The sequence below is a fragment of the Mesorhizobium sp. B2-4-13 genome (assembly GCF_006658535.1).
Classification (GTDB): domain Bacteria; phylum Pseudomonadota; class Alphaproteobacteria; order Rhizobiales; family Rhizobiaceae; genus Mesorhizobium; species Mesorhizobium australicum.
Genome location: NZ_VFVB01000001.1, coordinates 236411 through 258528, shown reverse-complemented (window position 1 = coordinate 258528; position 22118 = coordinate 236411). Strand labels below are relative to the sequence as shown.

At 64.0% G+C, this 22118-nt stretch carries 17 protein-coding genes and 1 pseudogene; 9 read left to right on the top strand and 9 right to left on the bottom strand.

Annotated elements, in window-relative coordinates; translation table 11 throughout:
- Nucleotides 1–61 precede the first annotated feature (61 nt).
- A complete protein-coding gene (locus FJ936_RS01315; protein WP_140723408.1) occupies nt 62–1036 on the top strand; it encodes a WD40 repeat domain-containing protein in 975 nt (324 codons plus the stop codon).
- A 13-nt stretch (nt 1037–1049) separates the two neighbouring features.
- Here the strand turns inward: FJ936_RS01315 and FJ936_RS01310 are convergent, their stop codons facing one another.
- Nucleotides 1050–1502: a hypothetical protein gene (locus tag FJ936_RS01310; protein ID WP_140788596.1), complete on the bottom strand. Its 453-nt coding sequence runs from the start codon at nt 1500–1502 to the stop codon at nt 1050–1052.
- A 157-nt stretch (nt 1503–1659) separates the two neighbouring features.
- Between FJ936_RS01310 and FJ936_RS01305 the strand changes: the two genes are divergently transcribed.
- The 4 genes from FJ936_RS01305 (at nt 1660) to FJ936_RS01290 (ending at nt 7249) form a co-directional block, all read left to right on the top strand.
- Complete coding sequence (locus FJ936_RS01305) at nt 1660–3039, top strand: aspartate aminotransferase family protein (protein WP_140788594.1); 1380 nt, start codon at nt 1660–1662, stop codon at nt 3037–3039.
- A 32-nt stretch (nt 3040–3071) separates the two neighbouring features.
- Complete coding sequence (locus tag FJ936_RS01300) at nt 3072–4457, top strand: glutamine synthetase family protein (protein ID WP_141906038.1); 1386 nt, start codon at nt 3072–3074, stop codon at nt 4455–4457.
- A gap of 84 nt (nt 4458–4541) precedes the next feature.
- On the top strand, nt 4542–5777 hold the full coding sequence (locus FJ936_RS01295; RefSeq protein ID WP_140714367.1) for a putative DNA modification/repair radical SAM protein: 1236 nt from the start codon (nt 4542–4544) through the stop codon (nt 5775–5777).
- A 2-nt stretch (nt 5778–5779) separates the two neighbouring features.
- Nucleotides 5780–7249, top strand: coding sequence for a UdgX family uracil-DNA binding protein (locus FJ936_RS01290; protein WP_141906037.1), 1470 nt, complete (start codon nt 5780–5782; stop codon nt 7247–7249).
- A 9-nt stretch (nt 7250–7258) separates the two neighbouring features.
- Here FJ936_RS01290 and FJ936_RS01285 read toward each other — a convergent pair whose 3' ends face one another.
- The 4 genes from FJ936_RS01285 to FJ936_RS01265 form a co-directional block, all read right to left on the bottom strand.
- A complete protein-coding gene (locus FJ936_RS01285) occupies nt 7259–8524 on the bottom strand; it encodes a glycerate kinase (protein ID WP_141906036.1) in 1266 nt (421 codons plus the stop codon).
- A gap of 181 nt (nt 8525–8705) precedes the next feature.
- Complete coding sequence (locus FJ936_RS01275; RefSeq protein ID WP_140714373.1) at nt 8706–9212, bottom strand: heme-degrading domain-containing protein; 507 nt, start codon at nt 9210–9212, stop codon at nt 8706–8708.
- A gap of 76 nt (nt 9213–9288) precedes the next feature.
- Complete coding sequence (guaD, locus tag FJ936_RS01270) at nt 9289–10602, bottom strand: guanine deaminase (protein WP_141906035.1); 1314 nt, start codon at nt 10600–10602, stop codon at nt 9289–9291.
- Between the two features lie 2 nt (nt 10603–10604).
- Nucleotides 10605–11822, bottom strand: coding sequence for a urate hydroxylase PuuD (locus FJ936_RS01265; protein WP_015314311.1), 1218 nt, complete (start codon nt 11820–11822; stop codon nt 10605–10607).
- Nucleotides 11823–11954: 132 nt separating this feature from the next.
- Here FJ936_RS01265 and FJ936_RS01260 point away from each other — a divergent pair, with 132 nt between their 5' ends.
- The 3 genes and pseudogenes from FJ936_RS01260 (at nt 11955) to FJ936_RS01250 (ending at nt 15201) form a co-directional block, all read left to right on the top strand.
- Nucleotides 11955–12875, top strand: a complete 921-nt coding sequence (locus tag FJ936_RS01260; protein WP_015314312.1) for a LysR family transcriptional regulator — start codon at nt 11955–11957, stop codon at nt 12873–12875.
- An 89-nt stretch (nt 12876–12964) separates the two neighbouring features.
- The gene (locus FJ936_RS01255) at nt 12965–13957 is read left to right on the top strand and encodes an LLM class flavin-dependent oxidoreductase (protein ID WP_141906034.1); all 993 of its coding nucleotides are present in this window, start codon (nt 12965–12967) and stop codon (nt 13955–13957) included.
- A pseudogene (locus FJ936_RS01250) lies at nt 13954–15201 on the top strand (LLM class flavin-dependent oxidoreductase). Before FJ936_RS01255 ends, FJ936_RS01250 begins: the two are co-directional and overlap by 4 nt.
- Here the strand turns inward: FJ936_RS01250 and xdhC are convergent.
- From xdhC to uraH, 4 genes are all read right to left on the bottom strand, one after another.
- Nucleotides 15198–16208: a xanthine dehydrogenase accessory protein XdhC gene (gene xdhC / locus FJ936_RS01245; protein WP_141906033.1), complete on the bottom strand. Its 1011-nt coding sequence runs from the start codon at nt 16206–16208 to the stop codon at nt 15198–15200. The pseudogene FJ936_RS01250 and the gene xdhC overlap by 4 nt on opposite strands.
- Nucleotides 16209–16271: 63 nt before the next feature.
- A complete protein-coding gene (gene xdhB, locus FJ936_RS01240) occupies nt 16272–18635 on the bottom strand; it encodes a xanthine dehydrogenase molybdopterin binding subunit (RefSeq protein WP_141906032.1) in 2364 nt (787 codons plus the stop codon).
- Nucleotides 18635–20116, bottom strand: coding sequence for a xanthine dehydrogenase small subunit (xdhA, locus tag FJ936_RS01235; protein WP_140788582.1), 1482 nt, complete (start codon nt 20114–20116; stop codon nt 18635–18637). The genes xdhB and xdhA overlap by 1 nt, the downstream gene beginning before the upstream one ends.
- 3 nt (nt 20117–20119) lie before the next feature.
- Nucleotides 20120–20494, bottom strand: a complete 375-nt coding sequence (uraH, locus tag FJ936_RS01230) for a hydroxyisourate hydrolase (protein ID WP_015314318.1) — start codon at nt 20492–20494, stop codon at nt 20120–20122.
- Nucleotides 20495–20698: 204 nt separating this feature from the next.
- Between uraH and puuE the strand changes: the two genes are divergently transcribed.
- Nucleotides 20699–22117 carry an allantoinase PuuE gene (gene puuE / locus FJ936_RS01225; protein ID WP_140615062.1) on the top strand — a complete coding sequence of 473 codons (1419 nt, stop codon included), beginning with the start codon at nt 20699–20701 and terminating at the stop codon, nt 22115–22117.
- Nucleotide 22118: the final 1 nt, after the last annotated feature.

Below are 22118 nucleotides of genomic sequence, written 5' to 3'. Positions count from 1 at the left end.
GAACCGCAAACGTCGAGTAAGCCGCCTCTACAATTCTAATCCAGTCGAACAAAGATAACCCATGCCCACAGTTGCCCCGCTTGACCTCGAAGGCCATTGCGTCGCCGCCGTCTTCCTCGGCGACGTGCCGCATTTCGCGCTGGCCGATGGTGCTGTCCATCGGCTCGACAATGGCCACAAGACGGTGCAGGCCAATGACGGGCTGCTTGCCGCCTTCCATGACGCGGCCAACGACCGGCTGATCACCGGCGGCGAGGACGGCAAGGTTTTTGCCGTGAAAGCCGGCGGCGAGACCCAGGAGGTGGCGAACGCGGGAAAAAAATGGATCACCAGCGTTGCCGCCGGGCCGCAAGGAGCCATCGCCTATGCCACGGGCAAGACCGCCTTCGTGCGCTTCGCCGATGGCAAGACCCGGGAATTTGCCCATCCGCGCTCGGTCGAGGGGCTGGCCTTCTCGCCCAAGGGCATGCGCTTCGGCGTCGCCCGCTACAATGGCGCGACGCTGCATTTCCCCGCCGCCGAGGGCAAGCCGGTGGAACTGGAATGGGCGGGCGCGCACACCGGCATCACCTTCTCGCCGGACGGCGCCTTTCTGGTCACCACCATGCAGGAAAACGCCCTGCATGGCTGGAAGCTGGCCGACGGCAAGCACATGCGCATGAGCGGCTATCCCGGCAAGGTCAAAAGCCTGTCATGGAGCGTGAAAGGCAAGTGGCTGGCCAGTTCCGGCGCGCCGGCGGCGATCGTCTGGCCGTTTTCGGGCAAGGACGGCCCGATGGGCAAGGCGCCGCTGGAGCTCGGCACGCGCGGCAATGCCATGGTGACGGCGGTCGCCTGCCATCCGAGCCAGGACGTCGTCGCAGTCGGTTACGACGACGGCATGGTGATGGCCGTGCGCTTTTCCGACGCCAAGGAGGTGCTTTTGCGGCGACCGGGCAAGGGCGCCATCACTGCCATGATGTGGGACAGGGAAGAACGCCGCGTCGCCTTCGGCAGCGCCGCCGGCGACTGTGGCGTCATCGACATCACGGCCTAGCCGGGATGGCCGATCACTCGGCCCCGCAGGAGACCTTGCCGGTCAGATCGACGGGCTTGCCGTCGCTTTCCTTGTCGGCGGTGCTGTCATAGACAGCGAGCTTGTAATGCCCGTCATAGACGCCCTCGTCGCTGGCCCTGGTCAGGATCGTCAATTCGACCGAACTGTAGACCTTGGCGACCTGCTGCTCGTGGTAGATGTTCAGCCGCAGTTCCTTGTCGTCGAGCCAATACTGGGTGAGGTTCGCATCCTCGAACACCGTCTTGCGCAATGGATCACCCGTGGGCCTTGCCTTGATTTCGAGGTCGCCGCGGAAATTGAAAGTCGGGCCGCCCATGCCCGTGGTGACGCCGGCATCGACCTGGAATTTGACCTGTGGATCATCGACGGTGCACCAGATACCGCCGGTCGCGAACGCCGTACCGGCCGACAGGAAGAGCATGGTCACGCAGATGATCGTCCGCATTCTTTCCCCCGCTTGTCGTTGCCGACAGCATTGGCGCCGACTTCGCAAGCGGGGTCAAGCGCCGCCGCTGGCGGCTGAGCCAATGCAGAACGGACGCACGGCCAATTGCCGTTGCGGAGGTGGATTGGGTAAGTAGGAATGAGCCAGAGGGATTTTCATGCACGGCAGCGACAGTTCAAAGACCATCGGCGGGATCAGTCGCGACCGCATCGCGCAATTGCGCGAGACGGAAGGGGCAGCCTTTCGCGAGGCGCGGCCGAGATCGCAAACCAAGGTCGGCAACGGCCTGCCCGGCTTCTTCGGCGGCGTGCCGATGCACTGGATGAACGATTGGCCGACCCCGTTTCCGATCCTGGTCGACAGCGCCCGAGGCGCCACGATCACCGACATGGACGGCAACAAGCTGGACGATTTCTGCCTCGGCGACACCGGTTCGATGTTCGGCCACTCGCCTCCGCCGGTGGCGCGCGCCATTCGCCGCCAGGCGGGGCGCGGCCTGACCTATATGCTGCCTTCCGAGGATGCGCTGGCCATCGGGCCGCTGCTGCAGCAGCGCTTCGGCCTGCCGTTCTGGCAGATCGCGACCACGGCGACCGACGCCAATCGCTTCGCGCTGCGCGTCGCCCGTGCCGTCACCTCCAGGGAGAAGATCCTGGTCTTCAACGGCTGCTATCACGGCTCGGTGGACGAGACGATGGTGCGGCTGATCGACGGCAAGCCCGTCAACCGGCCGGGACTGGCGGGCGAATTCCGCGACCTGACCCGCACGGCCAAGGTCATCGAGTTCAACGACGTTGCCGCACTGGAAGCCGCGCTCAAGGACAGGGACGTTGCCTGCGTCATCGCCGAGCCGGTGCTGACCAATTCCTGCATGGTACTTGCCGACCCTGGCTACCATGATGCGCTGCGAAAATTGACGCGTGAAGCCGGCACTCTGCTCTTGATCGACGAGACGCATACGATCTCGACCGGTCCCGGTGGTTACACCAGTAAATATGGGCTGGAGCCCGACTTGTTCGTGCTGGGCAAGCCGATTGCCGGCGGCGTGCCGGCGAGCGTCTGGGGCATGAGCGAGGAGGTCGCCTCGCGCTACGCTGACTATAACAGAACGAAAGAGCCGGGATATTCCGGCATGGGCACGACGCTGTCGGCCAACCCGCTGCAGTTCGCCGCCATGCGCGCCACGCTCGAGGAGGTGATGACGCAGGAGAATTACGACCGCATGGATCATCTGGCGCGGCGGCTCGATGCCGGGCTGACCGGCGTGATCGATCGTTACAATCTGCCCTGGCATGTCTCCCGCGTCGGGGCACGCGTCGAGTTCATCTGCGCGCCCGGCCCGCTGCGCAACGGTGCCGAGGCGGAAGTTGCGCATGCGCCGGAACTGGAGGCTGCCATCCATGTCGCATTGGTCAATCGCGGCGTGCTGATCGCACCGTTCCACAACATGATGCTGATCTCGCCGGCAACGTCAGGCACCCAGGTCAACCGGCTGATCGCCGCGTTCGGCGCGGTTGCGGCGAAGCTTGCGGCGTGAGACAAGCGCCCAAGCCAAACTTGAGTGCGATCATGACCTCACCTTCGGGCTCGACGCCCACCGAGGCGCAAGCCTTCCTCGACGCCCATCCCGAGATCGAGGCCTTCGATATCGTGCTGACCGACGCCAATGGTGTGGGGCGCGGCAAGATCGTGCGCCGGCATGAGCTGAAAAGCATTTTCGAGGGCGGCCGGCACATGCCGATCTCCATTCTCGGCCTCGACATCACCGGCGAGGATGTGCACGAAACCGGGCTGATCTGGGACAGCGGCGACGGCGATCTGAGGGCCTGGCCGATTCCGGGCACGCTGGTGCCGCTTTACGGCACGAAGCCACCGCGCGGCCAACTGCTGATGGCGATGTACCATCTCGACGGCCAGCCAATGTCTTCGGATCCGCGGCTGGCGCTTGCCCGGCAGGTCGACATATTGGCGGCCAAGGGACTCTATCCCGCCGGTGCCTTCGAGCTCGAGTTTTTTCTGCTGGCCAATGAGCGCGACGCCGACGGCAAGGTGCAGCCGGCGCGCGCGGTGCTCGATGGCCGCGTCTCGGGCAAGACCGAAGTTTATTCAGTCGACCATCTGCACGGCATGGAGCCGTTGTTCTCCGACATCTACGCCGCCGCCAAGGCGCAAGGCATTCCGGCCGAGACGGTGATTTCCGAATATGCGCCCGGCCAGTACGAACTGACGCTGAATTACCGCAAGGACGTGATGCGGGCGGCCGACGATCTGGTCATGCTGAAGCGGCTGGTGCGGGCGCAGGCGCGCCGCCATGGTGTCACCGCCTGCTTCATGGCCAAGCCGATCGAGAAATATGCCGGCTCCGGTATGCATTTCCATGTCTCGCTGCAGGACAAGGACGGCCGAAACGTCTTTGCGGAAGCCGCCGGCGAGAGCTGGTCGCTGCCGCTGCTGCGTGGCCTCGGCGGGCTGATCCAGACCATGGCGGAATCAATGCTGGTGTTTGCGCCGCATGCCAATTCCTGGCGGCGCTTCGTCTCGCAATCCTATGCGCCGGTGGCGCCGAGCTGGGGCGTCAACAACCGCTCGGTAGCGTTGCGCGTGCCGGCCGGCGATGCAAAGAACCGGCGCATCGAGCATCGTCCATCAGGCGTCGACGCCAATCCGTATCTGATTGCCGCGACGGTGCTTGCCGGCATCGTCAAGGGCCTCGACGAAGGGCTCGATCCCGGCCCCGAAACGACCGGCAATGGCTATGAAGCGGCAATCACCCGCACGACGATGCCGGCCGATTGGCGGGCCGCCATCGAAGCGGCCAAGGCGTCCAGCTTCCTGAAGGGCGCGCTCGGCGAGGACCTGCACCGCACCTTTGTGGCGATCAAGCAGTCCGAGTACCTGCGCGTGGCGCGCACGGTAAGCGAGCTGGACTATCATCTCTATCTGCACGAAGTCTGATGCGGGAGACCGGCGGCGATCACTTTTTCGCCGTCACCATCAAATGAGATGGCGCATTGGCCTACTAGAACATATCATGAACAAATGAGCGCACTCCCTGTTCGTGAGAAACTGGCAATCCTGTCCGACGCCGCCAAATACGACGCCTCCTGCGCCTCATCGGGCGCGGCGAAGAAGGATTCTTTGAAATCCGGCGGCATCGGCTCCACCGAAGGCATGGGCATCTGCCATTCCTACGCACCGGACGGCCGCTGCATCTCGCTGCTGAAAATCCTGCTGACCAATTTCTGCATCTACGACTGCAGCTATTGCATCAACCGCTCGTCCTCGAATGTGCGGCGCGCCCGCTTCGGCATCGACGAGGTGGTGAAGCTGACCATGGATTTCTACCGGCGCAATTATGTCGAAGGGCTTTTCCTGTCCTCGGGCGTCATCCGTTCGCCTGACGAGACCATGGGCGAGATGGTCGAGGTGGCGCGGCGGCTGCGGCTGGAGGAAAAATTCTCCGGCTATATCCATCTCAAAACCATCCCCGAGAGTTCGGCGGACCTGATCGAGAAGGCCGGGCTCTATGCCGACCGCCTGTCGATCAATGTCGAATTGCCCACCGACGAGGGCGTGAAGAAGCTGGCGCCGGAAAAGAGGCCGGAGACAATCCGGCTTTCCATGGCCAATTTGCGCCGGAAGATGGAGGAAAAAGCCGAGCCGACGTTGCGGACCAAAAAACGCGAACGCTTCGCCCCGGGTGGCCAGTCGACGCAGATGATCATTGGCGCGGACAACACCTCCGACGACGGCATCCTGCACGCCAGCGCCCGGCTGTATGGCAGCTACCATTTGCGGCGCGTCTATTACTCGGCCTTCAGTCCGATCCCCGATTCCTCGTCATCGCTCCCGCTCCGGAAGCCGCCGCTGATGCGCGAACACCGGCTCTACCAGGCCGACTGGCTGATGCGCTTCTACGGATTTTCGCAGCCTGAAATCCTGGCCGGCAGCAGCGATGGCATGCTCGATCTCGCCATCGATCCGAAACTTGCCTGGGCGCTGCGCAACCGGGGACGCTTCCCCGTCGACGTCAACCGCGCCGACCGCGAAGCGCTGCTGCGCGTGCCTGGCCTGGGAACCAAGGTTGTCGCGAAAATCCTCGAAACCCGCCGCTACCGGCGACTGCGGCTCGAGGATGTCGGCCGGCTCTGCCATTCGATCGCCAAGCTCAGGCCCTTCATCATCGCCGAAGGCTGGTCGCCAGGCGCGCTCACAGACAAGGCCGGACTGCGCGGCAAGATCGTGCAATCCTGCGAACAACTGGCGCTGTTTTGACGATGCCGCCAGCCGAGCTCGACCTCACCCGCCACACCGTTTGGCTTGAAAGCCAGACCGATTTCGCCGGCTGGCGCGACGCGGCTCGGCGGCTGGCGTTGAATGAGGTCAGCCCCGGGGACATCAGCTGGCATGTCGTAGCCGGTCTCGACCGGCCGCCAAGCGAATTGCCTGACGTGCCGCAGGGCGCTGAGCTCATTGTGCCACGCGATTTCATCGGCCACGCCGAGACCGCCTTCTGCCATTCCGATCCCGGACGTTTCGCCTTTCTCTACAGGCTGCTGTGGCGGCTGCGCACCGAGCCCAAATTGCTGGCGATCGCATCGGATCCCGACACCAAACGGCTTGAAACCATGGAAAAGGCGGTGCGGCGCGACAGCCACAAGATGCACGCCTTCGTCCGCTTCCGGAAGATCGGTGACGGCGAGGATGAACACTATGTCGCCTGGTTCGAACCCGACCATTTCATCGTCGAGCGCAATGCGGATTTCTTCATCAGGCGTTTTACCGGCATGCGCTGGACGATCCTGACGCCTTACGCGTCCGCCGATTGGGATGGCGAGAGGCTGGCGATCGGGCCGGGCGCGGCCAAGGGCGATGCGCCAGACAAGGACGACACCGAGACGCTGTGGAGGACTTATTTCGAGCACATCTTCAATCCGGCACGCCTCAAGGTGAAGGCCATGCAAAAGGAGATGCCGAAGAAATATTGGCGGAACCTTCCCGAGGCCTCGCTCATTCCTGACTTGATCGCAGGAGCGGACGAGGCCGCCAGGGATATGATTGCGAAGATGCCGACAACGCCCGCGCCGCACCACGCCAAGGTGCAGGCGAGGCACTGGCCTAAGCATGAGCCTACCGAAGCGCCTGATGACCGCGACGCGCACACGGTTTCCGAATTGCGCGAGGCCGCCAAGGGATGCCGCCGCTGTCCGCTTTGGCGCGATGCGACGCAGACCGTATTCGGCGAGGGGCCTGACAACGCCAAGGTGATTTTCGTCGGCGAACAGCCGGGCGACCAGGAAGACCTCGCCGGCCAGCCGTTCGTCGGCCCGGCGGGCAAGGTTTTCGATGCCATATTGGACGATGCCGGGGTCGACCGGCTGAAGGTCTACGTCACCAACGCGGTCAAGCACTTCAAATTCGAACCGCGCGGAAAACGCCGCATCCACTCCAAGCCGAATGTCGGCGAGGTTCAAGCCTGCCGCTGGTGGCTAGACCACGAGTTTGACCTGATCAAGCCGAATCTCGCCGTGGCGCTCGGCGCCACGGCGGCGCTATCCCTGCTTGGCAAGGCGGTCCCGGTGACCAAGATGCGGGGCCAGGTGATCGAACGCGAGGATGGCTTGCGTGTCTTCCTCACCATCCATCCGTCCTTCATCCTGCGCATTCGGGATCACGCCGACAAAGAAGCCGAACGCGAGCGGTTTTTGCAGGATATGAGGCAGGTGAAGAAGCTGATGGCAGCTTGATCTGCCGGTTTAGCGAACGAGAATTGCCCTGAGATCATTCACGTTCGTGCCGGTCGGGCCGGGCACGAAGAGATCGCCAACGGCATTGAAGGCCGTCCAGGCATTGTTTCCGGCCAGCATCGCCTTGGCATCCACACCCGCCGCGCGCATGCGCGAAACGGTCGAGCCGTCGGCGAAGGCGCCGGCATTGTCTTCCGAGCCGTCGATGCCGTCAGTGTCGGCCGCCAGGGCGTGAATGCCTTCGATGCCATTGATGCCAATGGCGAACGCAAGCAGGAATTCCGAATTGCGGCCACCCTTGCCTTTGGCCCGCAGCGTGACGGTGGTCTCCCCGCCCGAGAGGATCAGAACCGGCTTTTGGAAGGGCCGGTTGCGCGTTGCCACTTCGCGGGCGATTGCCGCGTGGACGCCGCCGACCTCGCGTGCTTCGCCTTCGATGGCATCGGAGAGGATGACGGCTTCGATGCCTTGCCGCCTCGCTTCCACCGCTGCCGCTTCCAGCGACACGCCGGCCGATGCGACCAGATGCACCTCGTTGCGCGCAAAGCGCTGATCGCCGGGATCTGGTGCGTCGGCCGCCGGCGACTGGAGATGCGCCATCACCGCATCCGGTAGTTTCATGCCATAGGCTGATATCGAAGCCAGGGCATTCTCACGGCTGCCGACATCGGGAACGGTTGGGCCGGACGCGACAAGGGCCGGATTGTCGCCGGGGATGTCGGAAACCACCAGCGACACCACCTTGGCCGGCCAGGCCGCGGCAGCCAGCCGGCCGCCTTTGATGGTGGAGAGGTGTTTGCGGATGGTATTCATCGCCGCGATCGGCGCGCCGGAGGCAAGCAGCGCCTCGTTGACGGCGATCTCGTCGGCCAGCGTCAGGCCGGCGGCCGGAGACGGCAGCAGCGCCGAACCGCCGCCGGAAATCAGCGCCACGACCAGATCGTCCGCTGTCAGCCCTTGCACCTTCTCCAGCAGGCGCCGCGAGGCCTCGAGCCCGGCGGCGTCCGGCACCGGGTGCGCGGCCTCGATAATCTCGATGCGCTCGCATTTGGCGCCATAGCCGTAGCGGGTAACGACCAGGCCTTCGATCGTCCCATCCCAGACCTTCTCGAAGGCCGCCGCCATCTGCGCCGAGCCCTTGCCGGCACCGATGACGATGGTGCGGCCCTTCGGCTTTGCCGGCAAATGATCGCGAATGGTCTTTTCCGGATCGGCGGCCGCGACGGCGGCGTCGAAGATGGAGATGAGGAAGGATTTGGGATCGAGCACGGTCATCCTTGGCTGCCATCGGCGATTTGCGAATAGCCGCAAGGCTGGCTCCGCCCCTCATCCGCCTGCCGGCACCTTCTCCCCGTATAGTGACGGGGAGAAGGGAAGCGCTCCAGCGTTGGTACGCCCCTCTCCCCGTCTCTATACGGGGAGAGGGTGAGGGTGAGGGTGAGGGGCAGCGCTGACGTCACGATTTTTCTTCCGGCGGCAGAGCAAGCTTGCCTGCATCGATGGCCAGGTAATCGCACAGCGCATCGACCACCACGCCATGATCCTGGCGCTCAGGCAGGCCAGAGACCGCGATCACGCCGATAACACCGACGCCCTTGACCGCAACCGGAAAGCCGCCGCCGGCCAACACATAGTCAGCAATATCGAGCCCCTCGCCGATCTTGAAGGTGCGGTCGGGGCGCTGCTGCTCCAGCACCAGCCGGTAAGTGCTTCTGAGATAGCGCTTCACGACATTGATTTTGCGCCGCGCCCAGTCGGGATTGGAAGCATTCGAACCAGGCATCGCCGCATAGAACAGGGGCCGGTCCCACAGCCTGATATCGACTATAATCGGCAGGTTCTCTGCTGTTGCACGACGACGGATGGCCGAACCGATCTCGAAGGCGACAGCCTCGTCGAAGGCCGTGAAGACAAGCGTCTCTTCCTGTCTCTTGATCAGAGCGATGTCGTCAGCAACGGCCATGTCGTTCCCCTGTCAACTTCGCCGCACGCTTTGACCGATGGCTGCCGCCGGGTCAAGCGGGGAACACGCCGCAGCGCTAAATTGCGATGTCGCTCTTGGCAGGCCGCCCCGCGACATAGACCTCGCGCACCGCGCGGTCGTCTCCCAGCGTCTGCAGCAGGAACAGTTCCTGCGCCAGCGTCTCGACCGTTTCCATCCTGAGCCGCATCGCCGGCGTCGCCCTGGCATCGAGCACGACGATATCGGCGTCGGTGCCATCCTCCAGCGTGCCGATCCTGTCCGCCACCGACAGCGCCTCGGCGTTGCCACGCGTGATCTGCCAGAATGACTGGAACGGGTTGAGCTTCTCACCATTGAGCGCGATCACCTTGTAGCCCTCGTCCATGGTACGCAGCATCGAATAGTTGGTGCCGCCGCCGACATCGGTGGCGGCCGCGATGCGCAATGGCTTGTCGCGGCGGCGAAAGCGCTGATAGTCGAACAGGCCCGAGCCGAGGAACAGGTTGGAGGTCGGGCAGAATACAGCCACCGAACCGCTGTCCGACAGCGCGTCCGCCTCACGCTCCGACAAATGAATGCAATGGCCGAACAGGCTCCTTTTGCCAAGCAGACCGTAATGTTCGTAAACATCGGTGTAGTCGCGCGACCAGGGGTAGAGCTGTTGCGTGAAGGCAATCTCGGCGTGGTTTTCCGACAGGTGCGTCTGCATGTGCAGGTCGGGATGTTCGCGGCACAGCGCGCCGGCCATCTCCATCTGCTCCGGTGAGGAGGTGATGGCAAAGCGTGGCGTGATGGCATAAAGCTGGCGGCCCTTGCCGTGCCACTCGGCGATCAGCGCCTTGGTGTCGTCATAGCCGGATTGCGGCGTGTCGAGCACGCCTTCGGGCGCGTTGCGGTCCATCATCACCTTGCCGGCGATGTTGAGCATGTCGCGCGCGTGCGACTCGGCGAAGAAGGCTTCCGCCGACGCCTTGTGCACCGAACAGTACGCGGCGACCGTCGTCGTGCCATGGCGCACCGTCTCATCAAGGAACAGGCGCGCGATGCGGCGGCCATGCTGCGCGTTGGCGAATTTTGCTTCTTCGGGAAAGGTGTAGGTGTTCAGCCAGTCTAGCAGTTCGGCGCCATAGGAAGCGATGATCTGCATCTGCGGGAAATGCACATGGGCATCGATGAAGCCCGGCAGCAACAGATGCGGCCGGTGATCGATCTTTTTCGTCCCCTCGCCAGCCTGTTTCTCGACATCGGCGTAGGCGCCCGACGCAACGATCCTGCCGTCGCTTATCAGCAGGCCGCCATCTTCCTCGTAGCGCCAGGCGGAGTGGTCGTCGATGGTTTGCGGCCAGCGCACGAAGGACAGCGTGCGGCCGCGCAGAAGTGTCGAGGTCATGCTTATTTCCCCGCGCCTTCGAACCAGGCGACCAGCAGCGCCCGCTCCTTGTCGGTGATCTCTGTGACATTGGCGGGCGGCATGGCGTGGCTGCGGCCTGCCTGCAGGTAAATCTCGCGGGCATGATCGGCAATGCCCGCGTCCGTATCCAGCATCACCCCCTTGGGCGCGTGGTAGATGCCCTCGTAGACCGGCTCTGCGGCATGGCACATCGAGCAGCGGCCAAGCACGGTGTCGCGCACCGCCGGGAAATGCGCCGAGGCGATATAGACTTGCGCCGAGGCGGAAACCTTGGGTTCACCGGTCAGCACCTTCGGCACGGTCGACAGCCAGATGATGATGAGGAACAGGACAAGGGCGCCCAGCCAGGTCCAGTGCGGGTTGCCGGCACGTTTGTGCACGCTGTTGAAATAGTGGCGGATCAAGACACCGATGATGAACACCAGCGAGGCGATGACCCAGTTGAACTGTGTCCCGAACGCCAGCGGATAGTGGTTCGACAGCATCAGGAACAGCACGGGGAGCGTCAGATAGTTGTTGTGGAGCGAACGCTGCTTGGCGATCTTGCCGTACTTCGGATCCGGCTTGCGTCCTGCGATGAGGTCGGCGACGACGATCTTCTGGTTCGGAATGATGACCATGAAGACATTGGCCGACATGATCGTCGCGGTGATGGCGCCAAGATGCAGGAAGGCGGCGCGGCCGGTGAACAGATGCGTCAGTCCCCAGGCGATGAACACCAGCACGCAATAGAGAACCAGCATCAGGCCGGTGTCGCTTTTGCCGAGCGGCGAGCGGCACAGGAGATCATAGACCACCCAGCCGACGCCGATCGTCGCCATCGACAGCAGGATGCCTATTGGCACCGACATCGGCAGCACATTGGGATCGATCAGGAACAGGTCCGCTCCGGCGTAATAAACCACGCACAGCATGGCGAAACCGGACAGCCAGGTGGCGTAGGATTCCCACTTGAACCAGGTCAGATGCTCGGGCATCTCGGCCGGCGCCACCAGATATTTCTGGATGTGGTAGAAGCCACCGCCATGCACCTGCCATTCCTCGCCGAAGGCGCCGACGGGCATGCCTGGTCGCTGGCGCAGGCCCAGATCGAGCGCGACGAAATAGAAGGACGAGCCGATCCAGGCGATGCCGGTGACGACGTGCAGCCAGCGCACGGCGAAGCTCAGCCAGTCCCAGAAAATCGCGAAATCCATCATTGAAGTCGTCCCTGCCGATGACGCGACTTTAAGGTGTGGCGCGTAAACGGAAAGAGGCGAGGTGTGCGATGACTTTCAAAAAAAATTGGAAAATACTAGGTTGATCCCTGCAAACCGGCGAAGGTGCTCCGCATGGCCTATCTCGACAACATCGCCGTCTTCGTCCGCGTCGTCGAGCTCGGCAATCTGTCGGCGGCCGGGCGCGACATGCGCATTTCGCCGGCGGTCGCCTCGAACCGTATCAAGGAACTGGAGAAGCATCTCGGCGTCCGGCTGTTCAACCGCACGACACGGCAGTTGATGCCGACCGAGCACGGCACCGTGTTCTACTCGGGCGCGAAGCAGGTTCTGGAGGCGATCACTGAAGCGGAGGCGGCCGTCTCGGCACTGTCCGGCCAGCCGCGCGGCACCATCAAGGTGACGGCGCCGCTTGGGCTCGGCCGGCGGCTGGTGGCCTCGGGCATTCCCGATTTTCACGACAAATACCCTGATATCGAGGTGCGGCTCAGGCTCTCGGACCACAATGTCGACATCATGAAAGAGGGCATCGATGTCGCCTTCCGGCTCGGCATCATCGAGGACTCCAGCCTTCGGATGCGCGGCATCATGGAATGCGAACGTGTGTTGGTCGCCGCACCCAAATATCTTGAGGCACGCGGCGAGCCCATGGATCCGCAGGAATTGATCGGCAGGAGACATGACTGCCTGATGCTGCGCTATTCCGGCGCACGCGAATATGTCTGGACCTTGCAAACGCCGGCCGGCCAGCAAAAATTCGAAGTGCACGGGCCCTACGACACCGATGACGGCGACGTGCTGACCGGTTGGGCTCTGTCGGGACGCGGTATCATCAACAAGCCGCGCTTCGAGGTCGAGCCGTTCATCCGCGACCGGCGGCTGAAGGTCATTCTCGCCAGCACCCCGCCTACGCCGGTGCAGTTCGCTGCCGTATATCCGCACAAGAAGCTGCAGGATCCCAAGGTGCGCCTGCTGCTCGACTTCATGGCGGAGCGCTGCCAGCGGCTGATCAAGGACATCCTGGCCGGCAAGTGACGGGCTCCTGGCCCATCGGATCCGGTTGCCTTGCCCGAAAGCCGGCCTAGGTTGGAGCCGGATGGCTGTGCGACGTCGCTGGCAGCCAGATGGGCCGCAAGATGCATCTCGCCGTTTCGCTCGACATTGCTTCTGCCACAGGGCAGGCCGGTCTGACATTCGGTGAGATCTCCGCCTTCGTGCGGAAGGCGGAGACGGCCGGTATCGAGATTGTCATGATCTCGGATTCCTTGCCGGACGGCGAGCGGTCGACCAGCCCGTTCGAAGCAACCACCCTCGTCGCCGCGCTGGCGACCGTGACCGAAAAGATCGGCCTTGTCGCCGCGGCCTCGACCGTTGCTCACCAGCCGTACAATCTGGCGCGCCGTTTTGCTTCGCTCGACATCATCAGCCATGGCCGCGCCGGCTGGAATGCGACCATGACGCAAGCGCCAGACGAAGCAGGCAATTTCAGCCGACCGGAAGAGTTCTCCGATGACGATTTTCGCCGCCGCGCCGAGGAATATATCGCCGTCGTCCAGCGCCTGTGGAACGGCTGGGATGCGGACGCGCTCCTGTTCGACAAGAGCGGCGGCCGCTTCCACGACCCCGAAAAGATGCACCTCCTCGACCACAAGGGCGAATTCTTCTCCGTGCGCGGCCCGCTGAACGTCGCACGCTCGCCGCAGGACACGCCGGTGCTGGTGCTGTCCGGTCTGTCGGAGGCCGACTTCGACATCGCCGCCCGCGCCGCGGACATCATCGTATGGGACGAATGGCCGGCGGTAGAGAGTAAGGCACGCTATGACGACTTCCGGCACCGCGTTTCCATGTGCGGGAGCGAACCGGATACCGTGAAGGTGCTGACCTGCATATCGCTTCCCAGCACAGGCATCATCGGGCTGGCCGACAGGCTGGAGGAACAATTTCGGGCGAAAAGTTGCGATGGGTTTAACATCTTGATGTCACCGGAGCCTGCGGTGCTCGATGATTTCGTCCATCACGTTTTGCCCGAACTGCGGCGACGCGGCTTGTTTCGAGAGAACCACGTCGGAACAACCATGCGCGCGCATCTCGGCCTTGCCGGCGGAGGTGACCGATGAGCGCGCGCATGAAGCTCGGTGTCTTCCTGTGGGCGACGGGCCATCACATCGCCGCCTGGCGCCATCCCAAGACGCATGTGACCGCTGGCATCGACATCGATCACTACATCGCACTGGCGCGCACGGCGGAAGCCGCCAAGTTCGACATGATCTTCTGCGAGGACGCCGCCGGCCTGCGCGAGGCCAATGTCGGCATCGCCAGCCAGACGTCGCGCTCGATCGGCTTCGAGCCGATCAGCCTGCTTTCGGCGCTGGCCGTCCAGACCAGCCGCATCGGCCTCGTGTCCACGGCATCGACCAGCTACAACGAGCCTTACGGCCTGGCGCGGACCTTCCTGTCCCTCGACCATCTGAGCGGCGGCCGGGCCGGCTGGAATCTGGTCACGTCGGCCAGCCCGATCGAAGCCGCCAATTTCGGTGCGACGGGCCTCAAGCCTCACGCCGACCGCTATGAGCGGGCGCGTGAGTTCGCCGAGGTTGTCACCGGGCTGTAGCACGGCAAAGCATCAGGCCATGTCGGCCAGAGTTTTTCGGTGCGCGACCCGCTCGATCTGCCGTCTTCGCCACAGGGCGCGCCTGTCATGGTCCAGGCCGGCGCCTCGGATGTCGGCCGTGACCTCGCCGCCCGCACCGCCGACGTGGTGTTCACGGCCGCACAGACCTTCGAGGAGGCGAAGGCCTTCTACGACGACCTCAAGGGGCGCATGGCGGCCCATGGGCGCGAGCCCGACGACATCAAAATCATGCCCGGCGTCGCGCCCGTGGTGGCGGAAACCGAGGCCGAAGCGCGCGAGAAATTCGAGGAACTGCAGGAACTTATCCCGGACGATGTCGGCGTAACGCTGCTGTCCAGCTATCTCAGCATCTCCGACCTCTGGCGCTATCCGATCGACGGACCGCTGCCCGAACTGCCCGAGAGCGAGGGCATGAAAAGCCGCCAGGCCCTGGTCGTCGAGCAATCGCGCCGCGACGGTCTTTCCATTCGCCAGCTAGCGCGGCATTTCGCCGGGGCGCGCGGTCATTGGCGCATCGTCGGGACAGCGGCCCAAGTCGCGGACGAGTTGCAGGCGCGGTTCGAAGGCGGTGCCGCCGACGGCTTCAACGTCATGCCCGCTTATTTCCCTGGCGAGCTCGATGCCTTTGCCGCGCTGGTGGTGCCGGAACTGCAGCGGCGTGGCCTATTCCGCATGGAGTATGAAGGCACCACGCTGCGTGCGCATCTGGGCTTGAAGCGACCGAGCTAGCCGGCCATCGCCTTGCCATGCGGAGCGTGATGCCCTGGGTTCGAGGCCGCCCCGTGCACGACTAGAGCCGTCATGATCTCGGCGGCCGCCAGTGCGGCGATCACCTGCGGGCGCTTGTCCTTGACGGCGTCGCCACCGATCGGCGAGACGAGCCGGCCAAATTCAGCCTCCGTGCCGTCCGCCGATTTCAGGAACCAGTTTCTGAATGTCGCCTTCTTGGTCTTCGAACCGATCATGCCGACATAGGCAGCGTCGCCGCGTCTCAGCGCCTCTGCGACGATCAGGAAATCGAGCGCGTGGTCATGGGTGAGGATGGCGAAGGCGGTGCCGGCCGGGGCGGCGCGAACCTCGGCTTCCGGCATCGGCGTCAGCCGCGTCTCGACGGTTTCCGGCATGCCTTCCAGCGCCTCGGCCCGCGTCTCGATGACGACACCGTGCACGGGAAGAAGCGCTACCGTAGACGCGAGCGCCTGGCCGACATGGCCGCCGCCGAAGATGTAGACGTGCGGCAGATGGGCTTCCTCGGCTTCCGCCGCCGCAACCAGTTCGGCGGCCAGCGCTGCATCGACCAGCCGGATCAGCACCTCGACCCGTCCACCACAGCACTGGCCAATTTCGGGGCCGAGCGGGACGTCAAGCGAGGCGCAGATTTCGTCGGCCTCGATGCGGGTTCCCCTCCCCCTCGAGGGGAGGGTGGCGGCGAAGCCGCCGGGTGGGGTCGTTGCGGCAGTGCTCGACCCCCTTGCGGTGCCTCCTGCGAGGCCCCCCTCTGGCCGCTTCGCGGCCATCTCCCCCTCGAGGGGGGAGATGAGCATCTGCCGCGCCTTGTCGATGGCCATGTATTCGAGCTGACCACCGCCGATCGTGCCAAAGATCGCCGCCGACGAAACAAGCATGAAGGCGCCCTTCTCGCGCGGCGTCGAGCCCTTGGTACCGGCCACTTCGACCAGGGCAAGTCGCGCGGCGCTGCCGAGAAAGGTTTTCAGGCTTTGCACGTTCGAGTTCATGGTTCACGGTTCCCGAATGCAAAATATAGGCTTTTTCGGCTGGAATTGCACGTTTGCCGGCCTTCAGGCGCCAGCCTTGACCTCTTTCTTCAACCGCTCGATCGCCATCAGCACGCGTTCGGGGGTCGCCGGCGCGTCGAGACGCGGGCAGATCTTGTGGTCGGCGACGCTGGCCACGGCATCCGACAGCGCGTGCAGCACTGCCATGCCATGCGGCAGCGGTGGCTCGCCGACCGCCTTGGAGCGATGGATGGTCGGCTCATAGGCCTGCGACCAGTCGGTCAGCGCGACGTTGAAGATCTTCGGCCGGTCCGAGGCCAGCGGGATCTTGTAAGTCGAGGGCGCATGGGTGCGCAGCCGGCCCTTGTCGTCCCACCACAGTTCCTCGGTGGTCAGCCAACCCATGCCCTGGATGAAGCCGCCCTCGACCTGGCCGAGGTCGATGACCCGATTCAGCGAACGGCCACAGTCGTGCAGGATATCGGCGCGCTCGACGACATACTCGCCGGTCAGCGTGTCGACCGACACTTCGGCGCAGGCCGCGCCATAGGCATAGTAGTAGAAGGCATGGCCCTGGCCCTTGCCGCGGTCCCAGTGAATCTTCGGCGTTTTGTAGAAGCCGGCGGCCGAGAGCTGCACACGCGCGATGTAGGCCTGCTTGACCAAATCGTTGAAGCTGACTTCCTGGTTGCCGACGCGCACCCGGTTGGGCAGGAACACCACCTGGTCGACAGGTATCTGATATCTCTCGGCGGCGAAGTCGGTCAGCCGCTGGCGGATCTGGCGCGCCGCGTTCTGCGCCGCCATGCCGTTGAGGTCGGCGCCCGAGGACGCCGCCGTCGGCGCGGTGTTGGGCACCTTGGCGGTTGTGGTGGCGGTGATCTTCACGCGGTCGAGGTCGATCTGGAACTCCTCGGCCACGACCTGCGCCACCTTGAGGTGCAGGCCCTGCCCCATTTCGGTGCCGCCATGGTTCATGTGCACCGAACCATCGGCATAGACATGGACCAGCGCCCCGGCCTGGTTGGACTCGGTCTTGGTGAAGGAGATGCCAAACTTGACCGGCGTCAGCGCCAGGCCGCGCTTGACGAAGCGGCTGTTGGCGTTGAACGCGGAAATCTCGCGGCGGCGGCGCGCATAGCTGGCGCTCTCTTCCAGTTCCGCCACGATGCGCTGGATGATGCAGTCCTCGACCTTCTGGTGATAGGGCGTGACGCAGCGCGCGCCGATCGCCTCCATCGAGTCATAGAAATTCAGCTTGCGGATTTCGAGCGAATCCTTGCCGACCGCGAAGGCGACCTCGTCGATGACCCGCTCGGCGCCGATCATGCCTTGCGGGCCGCCGAAGCCGCGGAAGGCGGTGTTGGAGACGGTGTTGGTGTAGAGCGGCGCCGACTTGGCCAACACCGCGGGATAGAAATACGCGTTGTCGCAGTGGAACAGCGCGCGGTCGCCGACCGGGCCGGACAGGTCGGCGGAAAAGCCGCAGCGCAAGGCATAGGTGAAATCGACGCCGAGGATGTTGCCCTCGTCGTCGAAGCCGACCTCGTAGTCGATGGCGAAATCGTGCCGCTTGCCGGTGGCGGTCATGTCCTCGTCGCGGTCGAGCCGGACCTTGACCGCCCGCTTCAGCTTCTTGGCGGCGATGGCGGCGATCGCGGCGCACTGGTTGGCCTGCGTTTCCTTGCCGCCGAAGCCGCCGCCCATGCGGCGCACCTCCACCGTCACCGCGTTGCTCGGCACGCCGAGCGTGTGGGCGACCAGATGCTGCGTCTCGCTCGGCCCTTGCGTCGAACAGTAGACGGTCACCTCGTCGTCCTCGCCGGGGATGGCGAGCGACACCTGGCCTTCGAGATAGAAATGGTCCTGGCCGCCAAGCCACATGCGGTTCTTGACGCGGCGGGGAGCGGCCTGGATTGCGGCGGCCGCGTCGCCACGCTTCAGGATCAGCGGCGTGGTGACCTGCTTGTCCTTGGTCGGATCGAGGTCCCATATGTCGACGACGGCGGGAAGCTCGTCATACTCGATCCCAGCCAGGCGCACGGCGCGACGCGCCGCCTCGCGGGTCTCGGCAATGACCGCGAAGATCGGCTGGCCGAAGAACTGCACCTTGCCTTCCGCCAGCACCGGATCGTCATGCATGTTGCTGGGCGAGACATCGTTTTCGCCCGGCACGTCGGCATAGGTCAGCACGTCGACGACGCCAGGGGCCGCGCGCACCGCCGAGAGATCGACGCTCTTCAGGACGCCATGCGCCACCTTGGACAGGCCAAGACCGACATGCAGCGTGCCGGCCGGCTCCGGCATGTCGTCGATATAGACCGCGCCGCCGCTGACATGCTTGTGGGCGGAATCGTGCCGCTGGTCGGTGGCGACGCCGCCGACGATCTTCTCGGCCTTGAGGTTTGATGATGCGTGCTTGTTCATCAGGCCGCCTCGCTGCGTGATACCTGGAACGGCGCCTTGGTGCCGGTGGTTTCCACGTAAAAGCGCAACAGAAGGTTCTTCGCCGCCAAAGCTCGGTATTCGGCGGTTGCGCGCATATCGGTCAGCGGGGTGAAATCGCTGGCATAGCAGGCCATAGCCGCTTCCACCGTCACTTCGGTCCAGGCCTTGCCGAGCAGCGCCTTTTCGACAGAGGACGCCCGCTTCGGCGTTGCCGCCATGCCGCCATAGGCGATGCGGATATCGGCTACCGTGCCGTCCTTGGCCAAGGCCAGATAAAAGGCGCCAAGGGTCGCGGTGATGTCCTCGTCGCGGCGTTTGGTGACCTTGTAGACGGCGAACTTTGTCCCCTTTGCCGGCACCGGCACATGCACGGCCTCGACGAACTCGCCTGGCTGGCGGTCCTGCTTGCCATAGGCGATGAAGAAATCCTGCAATGGGATCGTGCGCCGTGTCTTGCCCCTACGCAATGTCAGCCGCGCACCGAGTGCGATCAACGGTGGCGGCGTGTCGCCGATCGGCGAGCCGTTGGCGACGTTGCCGCCGATCGTGCCCATGTTGCGGACCTGTTCCCCGCCGATGCGGTCGAACAACGGCCCCAATGCCGGGATGCGTTTCGACAGTGTCGAAAAGGCTTCGGTGTAGGTGACGCCGGCGCCAATCGATATGACACCATTGTCTTCCGTGATGGTGCAAAGCCCCGGCAGATTGCCGATGAAGATCGCCGGCGAGATGTCGCGCATCTGCTTGGTCACCCACAGGCCAACGTCGGTCGAACCGGCTACGACGGTGGCGGTCGGCTCTTTTTCGAAGACAGCCGCGAAATCGTCGGCATCGGCCGGCACTACCAGCCGCGTCCCGCCGGCGCCGATCTCGACCCTGGCGCCATCCTGCAACGCCTGCAGCCGTGTGGTGACGTCCCGGCGCTCCACCGCCAGCACGTCCTTCGCCACCTTGCCGTAGCTCGATATGGCGTGCGCGGCGCGCATGATCGCCTCATAGCCGGTGCAGCGGCAGAGATTGCCTTGCAAGGCTTTTTCGATGGCGGCGTCCGAAGGCTCCGGTGACTTCATCCACAAGCCGTAGAGGGACATGACGAAACCCGGCGTGCAGAAGCCGCATTGCGAGCCATGGAAATCGACCATAGCCTGCTGGACCGGATGCAACTGGCCAGCTTCGCCGCGCAGGTGCTCGACCGTCACGACATGGGTGCCGTCGAGCGAGCCGAGAAAGCGAATGCAGGCATTGACGCTTTCATAGACCAGTCCGGTGGCCGAAAGTCTGCCGATCAGCACCGTGCAGGCGCCGCAATCGCCCTCGGCGCAGCCTTCCTTGGTGCCGCGCAGCGAACGGTCGAGCCGCAGCCAGTCGAGCAGGGTCGCGTCAGGCGCCACGGATGACAGCGCGACATCCCTGCCATTCAGAATGAAGCGGATTTCGTTGCGGATATTGCCCTTGGCCATGCCTCAGCTCCCCCTGTAGGTGGAATAGCCGTATGGCGAGATCAGCAATGGTACATGATAGTGCAGCGCCTGCGCCATGCCGAAGCGGATTGGCACGCTATCGAGGAAGGCAGGCTCGGGCAGCTTCGTTCCTTGGCCGCGCAGATAGTCGCCGGCCGCGAACACCAGTTCGTATTCGCCGATGCGGAAGTCGGCACCGGCCAGCAGCGGCGCATCGCAGCGGCCGTCGGCATTGGTGACGACCGTCTTCAGAAGCGTGCGGGCCAAACCCTCGAGACGGTACAGCGCGATGGACAATCCAGCCGCCGGCCTGCCGGTCGCGGTATCCAGGACATGGGTCGTCAGACGCCCGCCATCGGCTTTCGATGTCTCTGCCATTGGCCGCCTCCCATTTTCCAATACGAACAAATTGGCCGGTACAATCGAGCACTACTGATGAATTGTGCGCCAATTAAAGGCGATGCATAAGTCCCGGTCGAGCGGAGTGCGACAAAAACACTTTCAAAAATTTTGAGGGGAATGCGAGAAGCACCCTTTCGATATCCTGATCATACTTCCGGTGATGCCGGGCGCGGAGGGACGATGCGTTACAGCAGGGACATGCGTGGCTACGGAGCCAATCCGCCGGATCCGAAATGGCCTGGCGGCGCGCATGTCGCCGTGCAGTTCGTCGTCAACTACGAAGAGGGCGGCGAGAACTGCGTGCTCCACGGCGACAAAGCTTCTGAAGCCTTCCTGTCCGAGATCGTCGGCGCGGCGCCCTGGGTGGGCCAGCGCCACTGGAACATGGAATCGATCTACGAGTATGGGGCGCGGGCCGGCTTCTGGCGGCTGCTGCGCCTGTTCAGCGAAGAGCAAGTGCCTGTCACCTGCTATGGCGTCGCCACGGCGCTCGCGCGCTCGCCCGACCAGGTCACGGCGATGCAGGAAGCCGGCTGGGAAATCGCCTCGCACGGGTTGAGATGGATCGACTACCGCGACCACGACGCCGAGGACGAGCGCCGCGACCTCGAAGCGGCGATCAAGCTGCACTACGAGGTGACCGGCCAGCGCCCGACCGGCTGGTATACGGGCCGCACATCGATCAACACGGTGCGGCTGGTGGCAGAGGAAGGCGGCTTCGACTACGTCTCGGATACCTATGACGACGAACTGCCCTACTGGTTCGAGCATGAGGACGGCACGCAGCTCATCATTCCCTATACGCTCGACGCCAACGACATGCGCTTTGCCACACCGCAAGGCTTCAACTCGGGCGACCAGTTCTTTGCCTACTTGAAGGACAGTTTCGATACGCTCTATGCCGAGGGCAAGGCCGGCCGGCCGCGCATGATGAACATCGGCCTGCATTGCCGTCTGGTCGGACGGCCAGGCCGGGTGGCGGCGCTGAAGCGCTTCGTCGATTATGTCAAATCGCACGACAAGGTCTGGCTGGCGCGGCGTATCGACATCGCCAAGCACTGGCAGGAAAACCACCCCTATCAGCCGGCCGCGCTACGCCCCTCGAAGATGGAATTCGAGACGTTCGTTCACAGCTTCGGCGGCGTTTTCGAACATTCGCCCTGGATCGCCGAGCGGGCCTACGAGCTGGAGCTCGGCCCGGCGCACGACACGGCGGGCGGCCTCCACAATGCGCTTTGCCGCATCTTCCGTTCCGCCAGTGAGACCGAACGGCTCGGCGTGCTCAACGCCCATCCCGACCTCGCCGGCAAGCTGGCCAAGGCCAGGCGACTGACGGCGGAATCGACCAGGGAACAGGCTTCCGCCGGTCTCGACGCGCTGACAGACAAGGAACGCGAACTGTTCTCCAAGCTCAACGCCGCCTACGTCACCACCTTCGGCTTTCCCTTCATCATCGCGGTGAAAGGCAAGACAAAGGAGGAAATCCTCGCCGAATTCGAAGCCCGCATCGGCAACGGCCGTGGCGTCGAATTCGAAACCGCCTGCAAACAGGTCGAGCGCATCGCGCTGCTGCGCCTCAAGGACATGCTTCCACAATAGG

Bases quoted from the DNA above. Each gene is read 5' to 3' on its own strand.
- FJ936_RS01315 (WP_140723408.1), top strand. From the start codon at position 62: ATGCCCACAGTTGCCCCGCTTGACCTCGAAGGCCATTGCGTCGCCGCC.
- FJ936_RS01310 (WP_140788596.1), bottom strand. From the start codon at position 1,502: ATGCGGACGATCATCTGCGTGACCATGCTCTTCCTGTCGGCCGGTACG.
- FJ936_RS01305 (WP_140788594.1), top strand. From the start codon at position 1,660: ATGCACGGCAGCGACAGTTCAAAGACCATCGGCGGGATCAGTCGCGAC.
- FJ936_RS01300 (WP_141906038.1), top strand. From the start codon at position 3,072: ATGACCTCACCTTCGGGCTCGACGCCCACCGAGGCGCAAGCCTTCCTC.
- FJ936_RS01295 (WP_140714367.1), top strand. From the start codon at position 4,542: ATGAGCGCACTCCCTGTTCGTGAGAAACTGGCAATCCTGTCCGACGCC.
- FJ936_RS01290 (WP_141906037.1), top strand. From the start codon at position 5,780: ATGCCGCCAGCCGAGCTCGACCTCACCCGCCACACCGTTTGGCTTGAA.
- FJ936_RS01285 (WP_141906036.1), bottom strand. From the start codon at position 8,524: ATGACCGTGCTCGATCCCAAATCCTTCCTCATCTCCATCTTCGACGCC.
- FJ936_RS01275 (WP_140714373.1), bottom strand. From the start codon at position 9,212: ATGGCCGTTGCTGACGACATCGCTCTGATCAAGAGACAGGAAGAGACG.
- guaD (WP_141906035.1), bottom strand. From the start codon at position 10,602: ATGACCTCGACACTTCTGCGCGGCCGCACGCTGTCCTTCGTGCGCTGG.
- FJ936_RS01265 (WP_015314311.1), bottom strand. From the start codon at position 11,822: ATGATGGATTTCGCGATTTTCTGGGACTGGCTGAGCTTCGCCGTGCGC.
- FJ936_RS01260 (WP_015314312.1), top strand. From the start codon at position 11,955: ATGGCCTATCTCGACAACATCGCCGTCTTCGTCCGCGTCGTCGAGCTC.
- FJ936_RS01255 (WP_141906034.1), top strand. From the start codon at position 12,965: ATGGGCCGCAAGATGCATCTCGCCGTTTCGCTCGACATTGCTTCTGCC.
- xdhC (WP_141906033.1), bottom strand. From the start codon at position 16,208: ATGAACTCGAACGTGCAAAGCCTGAAAACCTTTCTCGGCAGCGCCGCG.
- xdhB (WP_141906032.1), bottom strand. From the start codon at position 18,635: ATGAACAAGCACGCATCATCAAACCTCAAGGCCGAGAAGATCGTCGGC.
- xdhA (WP_140788582.1), bottom strand. From the start codon at position 20,116: ATGGCCAAGGGCAATATCCGCAACGAAATCCGCTTCATTCTGAATGGC.
- uraH (WP_015314318.1), bottom strand. From the start codon at position 20,494: ATGGCAGAGACATCGAAAGCCGATGGCGGGCGTCTGACGACCCATGTC.
- puuE (WP_140615062.1), top strand. From the start codon at position 20,699: ATGCGTTACAGCAGGGACATGCGTGGCTACGGAGCCAATCCGCCGGAT.